The 16866-nt window shown below is 37.4% G+C and carries 13 protein-coding genes; 12 read left to right on the top strand and 1 reads right to left on the bottom strand.

Annotation, left to right across the window (positions count from 1 at the left end):
* The first annotated feature begins 4 nt into the window (after positions 1 to 4).
* The 5 genes from ACLMCG_RS06265 (at position 5) to ACLMCG_RS06245 (ending at position 10306) form a co-directional block, all read left to right on the top strand.
* Positions 5 to 775, top strand: coding sequence for a TIGR02757 family protein (locus tag ACLMCG_RS06265; RefSeq protein WP_413959204.1), 771 nt, complete (start codon positions 5 to 7; stop codon positions 773 to 775).
* An 11-nt stretch (positions 776 to 786) separates the two neighbouring features.
* Positions 787 to 1341, top strand: a complete 555-nt coding sequence (locus ACLMCG_RS06260) for a DUF1003 domain-containing protein (protein ID WP_047423643.1) — start codon at positions 787 to 789, stop codon at positions 1339 to 1341.
* Between the two features lie 206 nt (positions 1342 to 1547).
* Complete coding sequence (locus ACLMCG_RS06255; protein WP_413959203.1) at positions 1548 to 3908, top strand: choice-of-anchor L domain-containing protein; 2361 nt, start codon at positions 1548 to 1550, stop codon at positions 3906 to 3908.
* A gap of 168 nt (positions 3909 to 4076) precedes the next feature.
* On the top strand, positions 4077 to 7661 hold the full coding sequence (locus ACLMCG_RS06250) for a choice-of-anchor L domain-containing protein (RefSeq protein ID WP_413959202.1): 3585 nt from the start codon (positions 4077 to 4079) through the stop codon (positions 7659 to 7661).
* 287 nt (positions 7662 to 7948) lie between these two features.
* Entirely contained in the window at positions 7949 to 10306 is a 2358-nt protein-coding gene (locus ACLMCG_RS06245; RefSeq protein WP_413959201.1) for a choice-of-anchor L domain-containing protein, read from the top strand.
* Between the two features lie 128 nt (positions 10307 to 10434).
* Here ACLMCG_RS06245 and rsmA read toward each other — a convergent pair whose 3' ends face one another.
* The gene (gene rsmA, locus ACLMCG_RS06240) at positions 10435 to 11205 is read right to left on the bottom strand and encodes a 16S rRNA (adenine(1518)-N(6)/adenine(1519)-N(6))-dimethyltransferase RsmA (protein ID WP_413959200.1); all 771 of its coding nucleotides are present in this window, start codon (positions 11203 to 11205) and stop codon (positions 10435 to 10437) included.
* Positions 11206 to 11296: 91 nt separating this feature from the next.
* Between rsmA and ACLMCG_RS06235 the strand changes: the two genes are divergently transcribed.
* The 7 genes from ACLMCG_RS06235 to ACLMCG_RS06205 all read left to right on the top strand — a co-directional run bounded on the left by ACLMCG_RS06235 (position 11297) and on the right by ACLMCG_RS06205 (position 16819).
* Positions 11297 to 12196, top strand: coding sequence for a cell division protein FtsX (locus ACLMCG_RS06235; RefSeq protein WP_047423638.1), 900 nt, complete (start codon positions 11297 to 11299; stop codon positions 12194 to 12196).
* 2 nt (positions 12197 to 12198) lie between these two features.
* A complete protein-coding gene (locus ACLMCG_RS06230) occupies positions 12199 to 12495 on the top strand; it encodes a DUF3098 domain-containing protein (RefSeq protein WP_142719366.1) in 297 nt (98 codons plus the stop codon).
* Between the two features lie 96 nt (positions 12496 to 12591).
* A complete protein-coding gene (locus ACLMCG_RS06225; protein WP_223600397.1) occupies positions 12592 to 13410 on the top strand; it encodes an undecaprenyl-diphosphate phosphatase in 819 nt (272 codons plus the stop codon).
* 23 nt (positions 13411 to 13433) lie between these two features.
* On the top strand, positions 13434 to 14132 hold the full coding sequence (gene truB / locus ACLMCG_RS06220) for a tRNA pseudouridine(55) synthase TruB (protein WP_413959199.1): 699 nt from the start codon (positions 13434 to 13436) through the stop codon (positions 14130 to 14132).
* Positions 14129 to 14707: a hypothetical protein gene (locus ACLMCG_RS06215; RefSeq protein ID WP_413959198.1), complete on the top strand. Its 579-nt coding sequence runs from the start codon at positions 14129 to 14131 to the stop codon at positions 14705 to 14707. The genes truB and ACLMCG_RS06215 overlap by 4 nt, the downstream gene beginning before the upstream one ends.
* Complete coding sequence (rluF, locus tag ACLMCG_RS06210; RefSeq protein ID WP_413959197.1) at positions 14707 to 15429, top strand: 23S rRNA pseudouridine(2604) synthase RluF; 723 nt, start codon at positions 14707 to 14709, stop codon at positions 15427 to 15429. Before ACLMCG_RS06215 ends, rluF begins: the two co-directional genes overlap by 1 nt.
* 169 nt (positions 15430 to 15598) lie before the next feature.
* Complete coding sequence (locus ACLMCG_RS06205) at positions 15599 to 16819, top strand: YncE family protein (RefSeq protein ID WP_413959196.1); 1221 nt, start codon at positions 15599 to 15601, stop codon at positions 16817 to 16819.
* Positions 16820 to 16866 lie beyond the last annotated feature (47 nt).

Genomic DNA, 16866 nt, shown 5'->3' with positions numbered 1-16866 from the left:
GAATATGCTGAAATTTGAAGAACTCAGAGATTTTCTCAACGAAAAAGCAGATCGGTATAATACTCCTGATTTTATTGAAAATGATCCCATACAGATTCCTCATCGTTTTTCTTTAAAACAGGACATTGAAATTGCGGGATTTCTGGCAGCTACAATTTCCTGGGGAAACAGAAAATCGATCATCAGTTCTGCGAATAAGATGCTTGATATTATGGGGAATTCTCCTTATGATTTTGTGATGAATTATTCAGAAAAGGATCTGGAAGATATTCAGGATAAAAGTATTCACAGAACTTTCAATGGGCAGGATTTTTCCTACTTCATCAGACAGTTCAACAGAATTTATAAAGAGAATGAAAGCCTGGAAAGCCTGTTTGAAGTAAAAGAACCGGAGAATAATTTTCTCCATGCCATAGAACGATTCAGGAATGGGTTTCTGGAAACAGAAAAGCACAGAAGCCATAAACACATCAGTTCCCCCTATAAAAACTCTTCTGCTAAAAGGATTATTATGTTTTTGCGGTGGATGGTACGTAAAGATAAGCGGGGAGTGGATTTTGGAATCTGGGAGAATATAGATCAGAAAAACCTTTCCATTCCTTTGGATGTGCATACCGGAAATATTTCCAGAAAACTGGGATTGGTTTCCAGAATACAGAATGACTGGAAAACGGTGGAAGAACTGGATACTGCCATTAGAAAATTTGATGAAGCAGATCCCGCAAAGTATGATTTTGCCTTGTTTGGATTAGGCGTTACCAAAGAACTGTTGTAAAAATATAAAGGATGAAAAAATATAACGAAAAAACAGAAGTTCTTGAAAAAATAGCGGACAGTATTACATCATGGATAGGATCTATCCAGTCTCTGATTGTACATACTCTGCTGTTTCTTACTTCGTTTTTGCTTCCGATGCTGCATATTGTAGACTTTGATAAGATGCTTCTGATTCTTACTACAGTGCTGTCTCTGGAAGCTATTTATCTGGCTATTTTTATCCAGATGTCAGTGAATAAAAGTCACGAGAAAATTGAAGATATCCAGGAGGATATTGAAGAGATCAGTGAAGATATTGAAGACATTCAGGAAGATATTGAAGAAATTAGTGAGGATATTGAAGAGATCAGTGAAGACATTGAAGAGATTAATGAAGATATAGAAGATATCCAGGAAGACATTGAAGAGATCAATGAAGAAGAGGAAGAAGAAGATCACAATGAAAGAGCAAAAAATGTAATATTAAGGAGTAATGTCAACTCTAATAAAAACGAAATAAAGGCTTTAAAAGATATTATTTCTCAGCTGCAAAATGAAATTGAGCAATTGAAAAAAGAAGAATAGCTGCAACTGAAGTATAACAATAAAATATAAACAGATCAATACAAATTGGTCTGTTTTTTTTATAAATTTCTGTTCCAGAATGATTTACGGAAAATGTAATGATAAGAAAAAAATCTTATGAATCTAGGTGTTTATTTGAAAAATAGTAACGTTAAAGGCTGATTTGTTATTATTATTTTTGCTACATTTGAACAAATGAAAACAAAATGTTAATCTATAGACTAAAAAACTATTTTTTCCTTTTTTCTTTTTTATTGATTTCTGTTTCTGCATTTTCTCAAACGAGACCAGTCAGAAAATCAGAAAAGATAAAGCCTTCTGCTGCCAGTCTCAGAGCTGGAGCATTCATAGATGTAAATGTACCTCCTTACACTCCTTCAAATTATACACCCGAGCAATTGGTGAAGAATATTTTGATCAACGGTGGTACCAATTGTACAACAGCCAATGTTACCAATGTTACAGTATCTCCTAATCATGATGTGACTAACAGCAACAGATTTTGGGGATATTTTCATAAAGGAACAACAAGTTTTCCTTTTACTGATGGTATTGTTCTGACTACAGGGTATGCTTCGGAAGCAGGTAATAGCTATGTGTCAGCTGTTGGGCAATCTACAGGAACCGGGAGTGATGCAGACCTTGTAGCAGCTACCGGAGCCAATGTCAGCTTAACGGATGCTGTAGCACTTGAATTTGATTTTGTACCGAATTCCAATCAGGTAAAATTTAACTATATATTTGCTTCTGATGAATATACTTCGGATTATCCATGTCTGGGTTATTCTGATGCTTTTGCATTATTGCTGAAGAAAGTGGGGGATCCTACCTATACTAATCTTGCGGTGCTGCCGGCAAGTGCAGGACCTGTAAGTGCGACCAATATTGTTCCTGCCGGCAATGGATTCAGTTGTGGACCTATCAATGCAGCTTATTTTGGAGGATTGGCAAACCCTCACCTGCTTATTAATTATTTTGGAAGAACAACACCTTTAACAGCTATAGCAGATGTAATTCCGGGGCAGACGTACCATTTTAAAATGGTGCTGGCAGATGCAAAAGATTCTACTCATGACTCAGCTGTATTCCTGGAAGGAGGATCTTTTGATGTCGGAATTAAAATTGTAGATGAAGCCGGAGCAGTTTTACCTGGCAGCATCAACATGTGTGACAATACACCAAAGCAATTGAAAGCACAGGTAGCAGCCATTCCGGGAATGACATATCAGTGGTATAAAGACGGAGTTGCCATTCCGGGAGCAACCAGCGCTATTTATGTTGCTACCCAGCCAGGAGTATATACTGTGAAAGTAATGGTTCCGGGCAATCAGTGTCCTAGTGAAGCAACCGTTACCATTATCGGAGGAACGAGTCCTACAGTACAGAATGCTGTGCTTAAACTCTGTACAACACCTGCACTCAGTACCTTTGATTTAGAAACGGCAAAACCTCTGATCAGTACCACGCAGGGAGCGGTATTCCGTTTTTATGCTAATCAGGCTGATGCACAGGCTCAAAACAATAGTTATATTACCAATCTGACAACCTACAACGGTACAGATGGACAGATATTATATGTACTGGTTTCCAATGGAGCTTTCTGTAGTAAAATTGCAACTTTAACATTAAGAAAAGAAGAAACTCCGACGGCATTGCTTACAGCTCCAAGATTAAAAATCTGTGCAGGGGAATCTGTGTTGTTAACAGCTTCTGGTGGAGTAACATACCAGTGGAGTGATTCCGCAGCCACTACAGGTGGAATAAGAACTGTAAGTCCTACCCAGACAACAACATATACTGTATATGCTATCGGAGCACAGGGATGTAAATCTCTTCAGCCGGCACGTATTACAATAGAAGTAGTACCGGCTATCGTTTCAAACTTAAAAGGAGGACATATCTGCCAGGGAGATAAAATCATTCTGGATGCAGGTTCAGGTCCTGGATATACTTATCAGTGGAGTAATGGAGAAACAGGTCAGAGCATTACTGTTTCTACTCCGGGAGAATATTCGGTAATGATAAGCAATGGGGTGTGTTCAAAAGAGTTTAAAGCACAGGTTATTAAAGCTGTGATTCCTGAAGTAATAAAAGTAGATTATAATGAAAATGGAGTAATGATTGTTACAGCAAGCAATCCAAGCAATGGTATTCTGGAATATTCAGTAGATAACGGAGTTACTTGGCAGTCTTCCAATGTATTTAACAATGTCCCTAAAAATAAAATTATTTCAATCAGGGTGAGAGTTAAGTTTACAAGCTGCGTAGGCTTCCTTGAATTCTTTACATTCGTGATGAAAAATGTAATTACTCCTAATGGGGATAATATTAATGATATTATAGATTTCAGCGGAGTGGTCAACTATAAAGATTTCAGCGGACAGGTCTTTGACCGATACGGAAGAGAAGTCTTCAAAGCTGAAAAGATAAGACCATATTGGGATGGATATTTCCAGGGTAAGAAACTGCCTACTTCCACCTACTGGTATCAGGTAACCTTTGAAGATCCTGCGAGTAAAGAAGTTACGGTGAAAACAGGATGGATATTACTTAAAAATATAGAATAATTAAAACTATAATCGAAAGACTGGCTATTTTGTCAGTCTTTTTTTATTATATTAAAATAAATAGAGTTGATATCCTAACATAAATAAATTTGCGTTAGTAATAATGTAAATTGTGTTAACTTGAATTTCAATCAAAAAAAATAGTATTTTTGTTTAAAATAATATAAAATGTTAAATAGGAGGAGAGGAAATTTATTTTTAGCGTTATTTTTAGTTTTCTTAAGCAACTTTATTTCTGCTCAAAATAGAGGAAGGGTAGAAATTGCGAGAAAACCGAGTGCTGCTTCCTTGAGAGCAGGTGCTTTTATAGATGTGAATGCACCAAGTTACCCGGAATCAGGCTATCCTATAACCCAGCTAATCAATGATGTTCTTATCTCAGGAGGCACTACCTGTACCAGCTCAAGTGTAAGCAATGTAACGGTGTCTCCAAACCTGCCGGCTTCCAATCAGAACCGAAGCTGGGGATATTTTAATAAGTCAAATACCAATTTTCCGTTTAGTAAAGGGATTATACTTTCTACCGGATATGCCAATAAAGCAGGAAATACTCTTCAGGGAACTTTAAGCGATGACCTTGGAACAGGAGGAGATGTAGATCTGGCGAACGCTTTGGGAATCGGTAATAATAACCTAACCAATGCTACTTCAATTGAGTTTGACTTCGTTGCAGCTTCTACTGAAATTACTTTCAGATATTTATTTGCTTCGAAAGAATATCAGCAGAACTTTCCATGTACCATCACCGATGGTTTTGCCTTGCTTCTAAAAAAAACATCTGATCCTACTTATACCAACCTTGCAGTGCTTCCGGCAGGAGCAGGCCCTGTAAGTGTAACGAATATCCACCCGCAGTATCAAAACTGCGGACCTAAAAATGAAGCCTATTACGGAGGTACCAATACTGCTCAGATTGAAACCAATTTTAACGGGCGTACCATTCCTCTTACAGCAAAAGCAACTGTAATCCCGGGAGAAACCTATCATTTTAAAATCGTTCTTGCCGATTATCAGGATCCTAATTTTGATTCTGCAGTATTTTTGGAAGCAGGATCTTTCGATATTGGAGTGAAAATTTTAGACCCGGCAGGAGTACAGCTGCCTGCATCTGTAAATATGTGTGATAATACACCACAGACTTTTACAGCTTCTGTTCAGGGGCCAAATATAACCTATCAATGGTATTTGGGAACCAACCCGATTGCCGGGGCAACCAATGCAAGTTATACAGCAACAGCACCGGGAGTTTATACTGTTAAGGTTTTTATACAGGGAAACAGCTGTCCGGGAGAAGCTACTATTACTGTAGTGGGTGGGACATCTCCAACAGTACAGAATGCTACGCTAACAGCCTGTTATGCTGCTGGAAATGCAACATTTAATTTAACATCAGCACAGGCTTCAATAAGTACCACTCCGGGAGCTGTGTTTTCATATTATCCCACATTAGCGGATGCTAATGCAGGAAATACAAATACAATACCTAACCCAACGGCTCATCAGAGCGCAGGTGGAACGGTATATGTAAGAGTTGCAAACGGTTTCTGTGCAAAAGTAGCGCAGCTTCAATTGGTGAAAGCGCCACAAATGATCCCTACTATTGCCCCTCCTGCAGTACTTACTTGTGCTAACTCTCAGACTACACTGGATGCCTCAGCTTCCGTCTATCCGGCAGGTGCTACATTCAACTGGACAACTACAGGAGGAAATATTGTTTCAGGAGGAACTACCTTAAACCCTGTTATCAATGCTGCTGGAACCTATACTTTAACCATAACAAAAGTTTATCAGCCAGGAAATATTAGTTGTACAGCAGTGGGCAATGTAACGGTAACGGGAAACAGTGCTCCACCGGTGACAGGACTTACTGCAAGCAAAATAAAAATCTGTAAAGGTACATCTACAACACTTACTGCATCAGGAGGTGCTACCTATAACTGGGGCAATGGTCTTACCGGAAACGGAAATACACAGGTGGTTTCACCTACCGTTACAACTACTTATACTGTAACAGCAGTAGGTGCTAATGGCTGTGTGTCTCAAAACCCTGCCACCATAACAATTGAAGTGTCAGAACCTTTTACGCCACAGAATGCAATACTACATAAATGTTATCAGCCAGGATTAACTTATAATCTTACAGAAGCTCAGCCTCAGATCACAACTACTGGTGGAGTTACTTTTACTTATTATGTAAACCAGGCTGATGCCAATGCTGCTAATGGAAACTTTATTGTAACTCCTACAACTTATACGCCGCCGGGAGGAAGCCAGACGATTTATGTATTGGTAAGTAATGGAGGTTGCAGCTATGTAGTATCTCTGCAATTATTAAGCACGGCTCAAACTACTCTTACAATTGCTGCACCACAAATAATTACCTGTACAACTCCTCAGATTACAATCAATGCTTCAGCATCTGTTGTTCCTGCAGGATCTACAATTACATGGACAACAACGGGAGGAACTATCGTCTCAGGAGGGAACACCCTTACCCCTGTTGTAAGCGCTGATGGTACCTATACTTTAACAGTTACTAATGTATCACAGCCAGGTAATTTAAGTTGTACATTTACTTCAACAGTAACTGTACAGGAAGATAAAGTACAACCGGTGGCTGCTGTTGTTTCGTCAGTACCTCGTATTTGTATTGGGGAATCTGTAACATTAACAGCTTCCGGAGGTGTAACTTATAACTGGGGCAATGGTCTTACAGGAAACGGAAGTACTCAGGTTGTTTCACCTACTACAACTACTGTGTATACTGTTTTTGCTGTTGGGGCTAACGGATGTATTTCTGCAACACCGGCATCAGTTACCGTTCAGGTAGGTCCGCCTATAGCAGGACTTACAGCATCCAAATTAAAAATTTGTGAAGGAGAATCTGTGACACTGACTGCTACGGGAGGGATTACTTATAACTGGATAGGACTTACAGGAAATGGAAATACACAGGTCGTTACTCCTACCACAACAACAGAATATTCAGTATTTGCATTGGGAGGAAACGGATGTAGCTCTGTGAATCCGGCTAAAGTAACTATCGAAGTAGTTCCGGCAATTGTTTCTACATTGAAAGACGTATTTGTTTGTGCCGGAGATAAAGGAACTCTTGATGCTGGTCCGGGACCAAATTATACTTATTTATGGAATACTGGAGCAACCACTCAGACGATAACAACTAATGTTGCGGGTGCTTATTCTGTAATAATCAGTAACGGAGTCTGTTCCAAAACGTTCTCTGCCCAGCTGATTAATCCTGATCTGCCACAATTTACCAATGTTGTATATGATAATCACATTCTTACCCTTACGGCAAGTAATCCGACTGGAGGTGTTTTAGAATTTTCAATTGATGGAGGGCTGACGTGGCAGCCATCGAATATATTTACCGGTATCCTGAACAATACAATGTATTCTCTGATGGTAAGAGTAAAAGGTGCTAAATGCGGTACTTCACTGGATTATTTTACATTCGTTATCAGCAATGCTATTACTCCTAATATGGATGGTGTAAATGATACTATCGATTTCACAGGAATCAGTGGATACAAAGATTTTGCAGCTTCTATCTTTGACAGATATGGAGCAGAGGTATTCAAAGCTTCAAAAGGCGATGTTATCTGGACAGGATCTTTAAAAGGAATTAACCTTTCTACAGGGACATATTGGTATAGAGTACAGTGGGAAAACCCAGCCAGTAAGAAAATGGAACAGCGCTCAGGCTGGATTCTCTTAAAAAACAGAAATTAGAATTTATTAAAATAAAAAATAGACAACAAAATCTTTCAGTAATGGAAGATTTTGTTGTTTTATACAAGAAACGTTGTTGTGTTTTGTGAATTATTTTAAATAGAGGATAAATATGTTAAAACAATTTGTAACACGATGCTACCACATTGTTTATGGTTTGTACGAATAGGGATTGATTAACGAAAATTTACTTTAAAACGTTCATATATTGTTTTTTTACAGTAAAAAATATAAATATGTATGTGAGATATTTAAAAAAAAATTAAATTTGTTGAAACAAAAATATTATGAGAAGATATCTACCGCTTTGTTTATTTTTTTTAGTCATCTCGACTTTTTTATTTTCACAAAATCTGCCCCCCAGGAAACATGCAAAGGAAACCCCTTCAGCATTATCCAGAAGGGCTGGAGTTTTTATTGATGTAAATGCTCCGCAGTATGCTGAAACAAGTTACACGATAGAGAAAATGGTAAAAGATGTATTGATCTCATCCGGGACCAATACCTGCCTTACTCCAAATGTAAGTAACGTGAAGATTACTCCTAATCATGCTGCAAGTGATGCAGACAGAGCATGGGGATATTTTCATAAAGCTACAACCAATTTCCCTTTTAAAGACGGGCTTATTCTTTCTACAGGGTATGCAAGAAGAGCTGGTAACAGTTTTGAAGGTGGGCTGAGTGATGTCAATGGTGGAGGATCAGATGCTGACCTTGCACAGATAATCGGAGTAGTGGAAAGCAGATTGAATGATGCCGTTCTTCTGGAATTTGACTTCGTTCCTACGACAAGCCAGATTAAATTTAACTATTTGATTGCATCCGAAGAATACACGGGTTCTTTCCCTTGTACTTTTGCAGATGCATTTGCCATCTTATTGAGACCTACTTCAGGAGGACCTTATGTAAATATGGCTGTACTTCCCGGAGGGGCAGGACCCGTAAGTATTACGAATATCCACCCTGCAATACCAGGAAGTTGTGGTGCGGTAAATGAACAATATTTTGCAGGATACAATACAGGTAACGTTGAGACCAACTTTAATGGAAGAACAATTCCGTTAACCGCTACAGCAACCGTAGTAGCAGGACAGGAATATCACTTCAAAATGGTAATTGCCGATTATAGTGACCACAGTTATGACTCTGCAGTATTTCTGGAAGGAGGATCTTTCAATATCGGGGTTGACCTTTTAGATCCGGCAGGTACAAAATTACCTTCAGATATCAACGTGTGTGATAACGTACCTCAGGTGATCACCGCTTCAGTAAGTGATCCTAACCTTGTGTACCAATGGTATTATAATGGTGCACCGGTACCAAATGCTACTACCAATACAATTACGGCTATACAGCCAGGTACTTATACTATTGAAGTAAGTGTTCCGGGGAATCCTTGTCCGGGTAAAGCTACGATTCAGATTCATGGAGGAACAACTCCGCAGGCTCAGGATGCTACATTACTGCTTTGTACTACACCAGATATTACCACTTTTGATTTAAGCACAATTACCTCTACCATCAGCCCGACACCAGGAGCTATTTTTAAGTTCTACGTAAATCAGGCGGATGCAATTGCACAAAACAATAATTATATTCAGACTCCATTAAACTATAACGGTAACGATGGTCAGATTCTTTATGTTGTAGTTTCCAATGGTGGTTTCTGTAGTAAAATGGTTGAATTGAAATTACTGAAAGAAGTAACCCCAACGGCCAAAGTAAAAGCTTCCAGAATAAAAATCTGTCCGGGAGAATCTGTAACCCTTACTGCTGAAGGAGGAGATACTTACCAATGGAGCAACTTCATGGGAACTGGAAATATGCAGACTGTTACTTTATATCAGACAACAACATTTACAGTATACGCTATTGGAACAAAAGGTTGTAAATCTCTTAATCCGGCAACAATAAGAATCGAAGTTACTCCGGAAATCACTTCCCCATTAAAAGATGTTGAAATGTGTGTGGGTGATAAAGTGACTCTTGATGCAGGTGCGGGACAAGGCTTTAAATACCTTTGGAGTACAGGGGCAACAACACAGAAAATTGATGTAGACCAATGGGGTATCTATTCCGTAGAAGTTGATAACGGAATTTGTAAGAAAGTTTTTGAAGCTAAAGTAATGGGTGCAGCTACACCTTTTGTGACTGGATTAAACTATGAAAGCATCAAGAAAACAGTAACGATCACGGCTGAAAACCCTCCGATGAACAATATGCCAAGTACTTTGGAATATTCTATTGACAACGGAATCAGCTGGCAGGATTCAAACGTGTTTAGCAATCTTTTAGACAATACAAACTATACCGTTTTGGTAAGAAGAGTAGGGACGCACTGTGTAGGATCTCTTGAATTCTTTACCCTGCAGATCAACAACATTATTACTCCGAACGAAGACGGAATCAATGACGTATTGGATCTTAAAGCTCTTGGAGACTTTAAAAACTTTACAGGTTCTGTATATGACAGATATGGAGTGGAAATGTTCAGATTCTCAAAAGAAAATCCTATCTGGGACGGAACAGTTGGAGGTAAGAGACTTCCTACAGCAACATACTGGTATAAATTCAATTTTGAGTATCCAAAATCAAAAGCTCAGATGAACTGGTCAGGATGGATTATGCTGAAAAACAGAAATTAGAATTGATAATGTAATATAAAAGAAAGCCTTTCAGATGTATTTTGAAAGGCTTTCTGCTTTTTAGACATGAAATATTATCGTTGATCCAAGAAAAAAGCTCCTTTATCAGGAGCTTTTACTATTGAAGTTTATTGATTTTCTTTCCAGAGATTGGCGAAGTGTATAAAATCTGCTACACTAAGTTCTTCCGCTCTCTTATCCAAAAACTCATGGCCTTTTAAGGCTTCTGGAATATTTAAGGATTTCAATGCATTAGACAATTTTTTTCTTCTCTGGTTGAATCCTGTTTTTACAATCTGCTTAAAAAGAATTTCATTACCTGCAAGACCTTCCTTTGGATTTCTTGTAAGGCGGATCACTCCGGATTTTACTTTTGGCGGCGGATTGAATACGTTTTCATGTACTGTAAACATATAAGATACATCATAATAAGCCTGTATCAGGACAGAAAGAATACCGTAATCTTTAGTTCTCGGAACGGCAGCTGTTCTCTCAGCCACCTCTTTCTGAAACATTCCTACCATTTCCGGAATCAGTTGATAATGATCTACAATCTGAAACAAGATCTGTGATGAAATATTATAGGGGAAATTCCCAATGATAGCAATCTGATCATCTTTGATAAAACCGAAGTCCTGTTTCAGGAAATCTCCCACAAAAGTCTCTTCAGTAACCTTTGTATAATTCTTTTTCAGGTATTCGATAGACTCTGTATCGATCTCTGCAAGATAAATGTTCTGATCCTTTTCAAGAAGATATTTGGTAAGAACTCCCATTCCGGGACCTACTTCCATGATGTTATTATAGTTCTCAAAACTAAGACCTTCTACGATTTTTCTTGCGATGTTTTCATCTGTCAGGAAGTGCTGTCCAAGATGTTTTTTTGCTTTTACACTCAAGGTTTTTTATGATTTTATTAACAATGATTTTCTTTATTTCGTCCCAAATTTCGGAAGTTTTTTTCTATTTTAGCCAAAAATTTTAATATTAATGGCTAAATCTGTAGATGAATTTAATAAGAAAAGGCTTCGGTCCAGCAATATTACAGTAGTGATAAGTATTGCCTTAGTGTTATTTTTGTTAGGATTAATGGGGCTTATTTTAATTAATGCCCAGAAGTATTCTGACTATATCAAAGAACAGTTGGTGGTGAACGCCTACTTTGATGAAAATTATGATGCTAAAGACTCTGTAAAGATTGCAAAACTGGAGGAAGAAACTTTTAAAAAGGTACAGACACTAGCTCCGGTAAAAAAAGCAACCTATATTTCAAGAGACATGGCTGCAAAAGAAGCCAAGAAAAGTATGGGAATTGACAGTGATGCATTGTTTGAAGAAAATATCTTCCCTTCCTCTATTGAAGTAGCTTTAAAACCTGAATTCGTAGATCCTGCAAAAATTGATGAAGCTATTAAAGAAATCAAATCAGTTCCAGGGATTATCGATGTTAAAAATGACAGTACCTTGATGGTAGATGTTTACAATAACCTGAGCAGAATCTTAAAGTGGATCTTCGGATTTTCAATTCTGTTCCTGGTATTGGCTGTTGTATTGATCAACAACTCTATCCGTCTGAAAATATTCTCAAAGAGATTTATTATTAAAACAATGCAGCTGGTAGGAGCGAAGAGAAGATTTATTCTTAAGCCTTTCATCATAGAAGCTATCATTTTAGGAGCTATTGGCTCTGTAATTGGTCTTATTGCTTTAGGGGGTGTCTGGTATTATTTTACAAGCCAGATTGGTTCTGCTTTCGTACAGGATAACAACCAGTATTTCTGGTTAGTGATCTTAGTATTGGGAGTAGGAGTCTTTATCTCTGTCTTAAGTACAATTTTCGCTACATGGAGGTTCTTAAAATCAAACGTTGACGATTTATATTACTCTTAACAATGAGCAAAAAAACAAATAAATTTTCCGCTTCAGACTTTGGACATGAAGCTGAAGTACCACAGCAAAACGCTTTCTATTTCGGACCGCAGAATTTCAAGTGGATGCTGATAGGACTGGCATTTATTGTCGTAGGATTTCTATTGATGATGGGCCCGGACGCCAATACGGTAGATGGTAAATTTGACCCGAACTCATGGAATGATGATATCTTTTCTATCAGAAGAATCAGGATAGCACCTCTGTTTGTTGTTATAGGATTTGTAATAGAAGTATACGCTATCTTAAAAAGAAAATAAATAAATTTTTATATTTTGAGATTAAGAGATTAAGAAATTGAGAGTGATGCATTCTGAATTTCCGGATCTCTTAATCTTTTAATTTTTTAAAAGAATATGGATTTAATCAAAGCAATTATTATTGCCATTGTAGAAGGGTTAACAGAATATCTTCCGATTTCTTCTACCGCACACATGGGATTTACAGCCAACCTTATGGGGCTTGAAGAAACAGAATTTTTAAAAATGTTTCAGGTATCCATTCAGTTTGGAGCTATTTTATCAGTGGTAGTGGCATACTGGAAAAAGTTTTTTGACTTAAATAATATTCAGTTTTATTTTAAACTCGCTTTTGCTGTAGTTCCGGCTTTGGTTTTAGGATATTTATTCGATGATAAAATTGAAGCTGTACTGGGAAATCAGATCGCTATTTCCTCAGTATTGGTTTTAGGAGGTGTGGTTTTACTGTTTGCTGACAAATGGTTTAAAAATCCTAAAATAGACGATGAAAAAGGAATTACCATAAGAAATGCTGTGACCATTGGTTTCTGGCAGTGTCTTGCCATGATGCCGGGAACGAGCCGTAGTGCTGCTTCTATCATTGGAGGTATGGCACAGGGGCTTACCAGAAAAGCGGCCGCAGAATTTTCCTTTTTCCTTGCAGTACCCACAATGCTGGCGGTAACCGTATACTCGGTTTTTGTGAAAACATGGGGGAAAGAAACACCCAATCCGCAGAAAGGATATGAAATGATTATGGCGTCACAGGATCACATTATGATCTTTGTGGTAGGAAATGTTGTCGCGTTTATCGTGGCACTTATCGCTATCAAAGCATTCATTGGAGTGCTTAATAAATATGGATTTAAACCTTGGGGATGGTACCGTATTTTTGTTGGAGTTGCCCTTTTGATTTATTTTTATTTCTTTAAATAAGAATTACCCATTTATACCCATTCATGACTGCTGAAGAACTGACATCAGGATACGTTTTTTTATTGGATAAGCCTTTGGACTGGACTTCCTTCCATGCTGTCAATAAAATGAAATATAAACTTAAAAGGGAGTTTGATCTTCCTAAAAAATTTAAAATCGGGCACGCAGGAACTTTAGATCCCAGAGCAACGGGACTTCTGATTGTCTGCTGCGGAAAATTCACCAAGAAAATTCCTGAAATCCAGGATGCTCCTAAAGAATACTGGACGGAGATTAAGATCGGAGTACAGACAGAATCCTACGATACTGAGAAACCTGAAATCCTTCATCAGGATATCTCTCATATTACTGAAGAACAGGTAAAAGAAGTACTGGAAAAGTTTGTTGGAGAAATTGAACAGAAACCACCCGTTTATTCAGCCATTAAAATTGATGGTGAAAGAGCTTACAATCTTGCAAGAGCTGGGGAAGAAGTGGAAATGAAGGCCAGAAAAACTACCATTCATTACATTAAAGATGTTAAGATAGATTTTCCTTTAGTAAGTTTCATGGTAGGCTGTTCAAAAGGAACCTATATCAGAAGTCTTGCCCATGATATCGGACAGGAATTGGGAGTAGGAGCCTATCTGACTCAATTAAGACGTACTAAAATCGGTGACTACACTATTGAAAACGCTACAGATCAGTTTTTAAATAACGAGTACAGATTTGAAAATCTATGAAAATAAAATTATCCTTTTTCATATTTGTATTTGCCTTTTTAAAGATATTTTCTCAGGATACAGAATCTGGAAAATCAAAAATGGATTTTTATTTTAATCCTTCCCTTAATATCGGGTTTAATATTAAGAAGAAGGATCAGGCCAACAATTCGCAGTATATTGAAAACAAATCTTCATTAGGAAATCTGACTTATGGTGTTACTGCTATCGTAGGATATAATTTTCTTCCTAACTTTGCATTAGGAACCGGAATCAAATATAGCTTTATACAAGATAATTATCATCTGATGTATTGGGTTATTCAGCCGAAGATCATTTTTTCTCCGGGAGAAAGACCATTTTACATTGATATTAATTATGGAAAGCAGCTTAATCACTCCGTTGTTTCAGATACTGAATTCTGGGGCGGCAGACTGGGAATGCAGGTTTCTTATTCAAAAAGATTGAGTCAGGAAGGAGGAATTGTTTTTGAATCACATAAACTCAAAGATAGAGCTGATGGGTTTTTCATAGGGTTAAGCTATGGAATTACAATTTTCAGCAATAAAAATTATACCGGCTACGGAAAAGACTAATGGAAAAAACGCGTATCAATAAATATTTATCAGAAGTGGGATACTGTTCCAGAAGAGCAGCAGATAAACTTTTGGAAGAAGGCAGGATCAAAATAAACGGAAAAATTCCTGAGATGGGAACAAAAGTTTCCGATGAAGATCTTGTAGAGGTAGATGGTAAACCTATTAGAGAACCCCAGGAAAAACCTGTATATATCGTTTTTAATAAACCGGTAGGAATTGTTTGTACTACGGATACAAAACGTGAAAAAAATAACATTGTAGATTATATCAACCACCCGAAAAGAATTTTTCCTATCGGAAGATTAGACAAACCAAGTGAGGGACTGATCTTACTGACAAGTGATGGTGATATCGTCAATAAAATTCTGAGAGCCCGTAATAATCACGAGAAAGAATATATTGTTCGTGTAGATAAGCCGATCAATCCGAGATTTTTGGAAAAAATGCGAAATGGAGTTCCTATTCTGGATACCGTAACCAAAAAATGTGAGGTAGAAAAGATTGATGATATGAATTTCAGAATTGTTCTTACCCAGGGACTCAACAGACAAATCCGAAGAATGTGCGAATATCTTGGATACGAAGTAAAAAAACTGAAACGAATCCGTATCATGAACATCAAACTAGACCTCCCGATTGGAAAATGGAGAGATCTTACCGAAGATGAACTGAATGCATTGAATGCTCTGCTCACAGATTCCAGTAAAACATTCGACTAAACTTATACAATACTTTAACGATTTTCCTTCTATATTTTCCGGTATAAGTTACCGGAAATAGTATTGTATTATTTTCATTTCATTATTTTTCACATATTGGTGTAATATATTTTATTTTTCATAGAAAATATATTATATTTATAACTATAACACTTATAACCTGAAAATCATGAAATTAAAATTTATTGCAGTTCTTTTATTGGTGACTTTGATAACTTTTACCAGTTGTCTAAATGAACACGATCCAGATCATTCACATGATTCTTCCTTTTACATTGATTACAGAAGTTTAAAAGGATTACCAGACGGAATTGCCGTTATTGAGCTTGACCCTGAAGCCCCGGATTTCGGAAATATCAGCAGTAAGCTTGAATTGGGTATTGGTGTATTACCCCATCATATTTATTACAATCAGAATGCAAAAAAAATGTTCACAACTGCTTTGGGTGGCAGTTATCTCTATGAGATAAAAACGGGAGAAGATCAAAATGGATTGCCAAAATTAATTGATGCAACGGCTATTGATACTGGTGAGAATACGGTAGGAGAAAATTTATTTTTCACAACTGACGGAAGATATTTTATGACCTTTATGGGGGGAGCAGGAGGTCCGAAGGATGGCAGCATAGGTGTTTTTAATGCTAATAATAATCAGCTCATCAAAACAATTAAAGCACCGATTCAGGCTAATCCCAATCAGTTTATAATGTATCCGCATGGTATTTCAATTAATGAAGAAAAAGGATTGATGATGGTCAGTTCAACCATTCACCCGGACCTCACAACGGGAATGGGCAATACCTGTACTTTATTAGATCTGAATACTTATGAAATAAAGGAAACCTATCAGGTAGCAGACTCCCCAACTGATTTATCTGCTCCTGTGGAAGTGTTATTACTACGCGGAAAGTTTCCACAGTATGCACTTGCTACAACAATGCTTGGCGGAGATATCTGGATTGCCCCATACAATACTGCCACTAAAAAATATGATGCTTTTACTAAGATCTTTGACGGAAGCACAAAAGGTTTAGGCTGGGCACTCGAAATGTATATTGATGATTCAAACAAACTGTATGTGAGTTTTGCAGATCCTGGAAAGGTACTGGTCTTTGATTTAAGCAACCTTCCCCAGCTAAAGCTTTTGAAGACTTTTGATGCTGATAAAGGTGCGCATCATATGGCTTTCTTTAAAACCAAGTCAGGAAAAGAGGTTGTAGCAGTACAAAATAATTTATTGGATCTCCCTAATTTGAATTCAGGAACCATTAGTGTAATTGATATCAATACAGGAAAAACCTTAGGTACAGTCGATTTGCGTAACCGCTATGGAATACTGCCGGAATCTATTGAAGGAACCAATGGTCCAAGCAATTATATGCATCATTAAACTTTAGAATATTTCATATAATCAACGATTCCAAAAAATAATATTTT

This window comes from Chryseobacterium sp. S90 (genome assembly GCF_047444895.1).
In the GTDB taxonomy this organism is placed as follows: domain Bacteria; phylum Bacteroidota; class Bacteroidia; order Flavobacteriales; family Weeksellaceae; genus Chryseobacterium.
This window is presented reverse-complemented; position numbering and strand designations above follow the sequence as displayed.

Excerpts from the sequence above, each read along its gene's own strand:
- ACLMCG_RS06265 (WP_413959204.1), top strand. The coding sequence starts at position 5 with ATGCTGAAATTTGAAGAACTCAGAGATTTTCTCAACGAAAAAGCAGAT.
- ACLMCG_RS06260 (WP_047423643.1), top strand. The coding sequence starts at position 787 with ATGAAAAAATATAACGAAAAAACAGAAGTTCTTGAAAAAATAGCGGAC.
- ACLMCG_RS06255 (WP_413959203.1), top strand. The coding sequence starts at position 1,548 with ATGTTAATCTATAGACTAAAAAACTATTTTTTCCTTTTTTCTTTTTTA.
- ACLMCG_RS06250 (WP_413959202.1), top strand. The coding sequence starts at position 4,077 with ATGTTAAATAGGAGGAGAGGAAATTTATTTTTAGCGTTATTTTTAGTT.
- ACLMCG_RS06245 (WP_413959201.1), top strand. The coding sequence starts at position 7,949 with ATGAGAAGATATCTACCGCTTTGTTTATTTTTTTTAGTCATCTCGACT.
- ACLMCG_RS06235 (WP_047423638.1), top strand. The coding sequence starts at position 11,297 with ATGGCTAAATCTGTAGATGAATTTAATAAGAAAAGGCTTCGGTCCAGC.
- ACLMCG_RS06230 (WP_142719366.1), top strand. The coding sequence starts at position 12,199 with ATGAGCAAAAAAACAAATAAATTTTCCGCTTCAGACTTTGGACATGAA.
- ACLMCG_RS06225 (WP_223600397.1), top strand. The coding sequence starts at position 12,592 with ATGGATTTAATCAAAGCAATTATTATTGCCATTGTAGAAGGGTTAACA.
- truB (WP_413959199.1), top strand. The coding sequence starts at position 13,434 with ATGACTGCTGAAGAACTGACATCAGGATACGTTTTTTTATTGGATAAG.
- ACLMCG_RS06215 (WP_413959198.1), top strand. The coding sequence starts at position 14,129 with ATGAAAATAAAATTATCCTTTTTCATATTTGTATTTGCCTTTTTAAAG.
- rluF (WP_413959197.1), top strand. The coding sequence starts at position 14,707 with ATGGAAAAAACGCGTATCAATAAATATTTATCAGAAGTGGGATACTGT.
- ACLMCG_RS06205 (WP_413959196.1), top strand. The coding sequence starts at position 15,599 with ATGAAATTAAAATTTATTGCAGTTCTTTTATTGGTGACTTTGATAACT.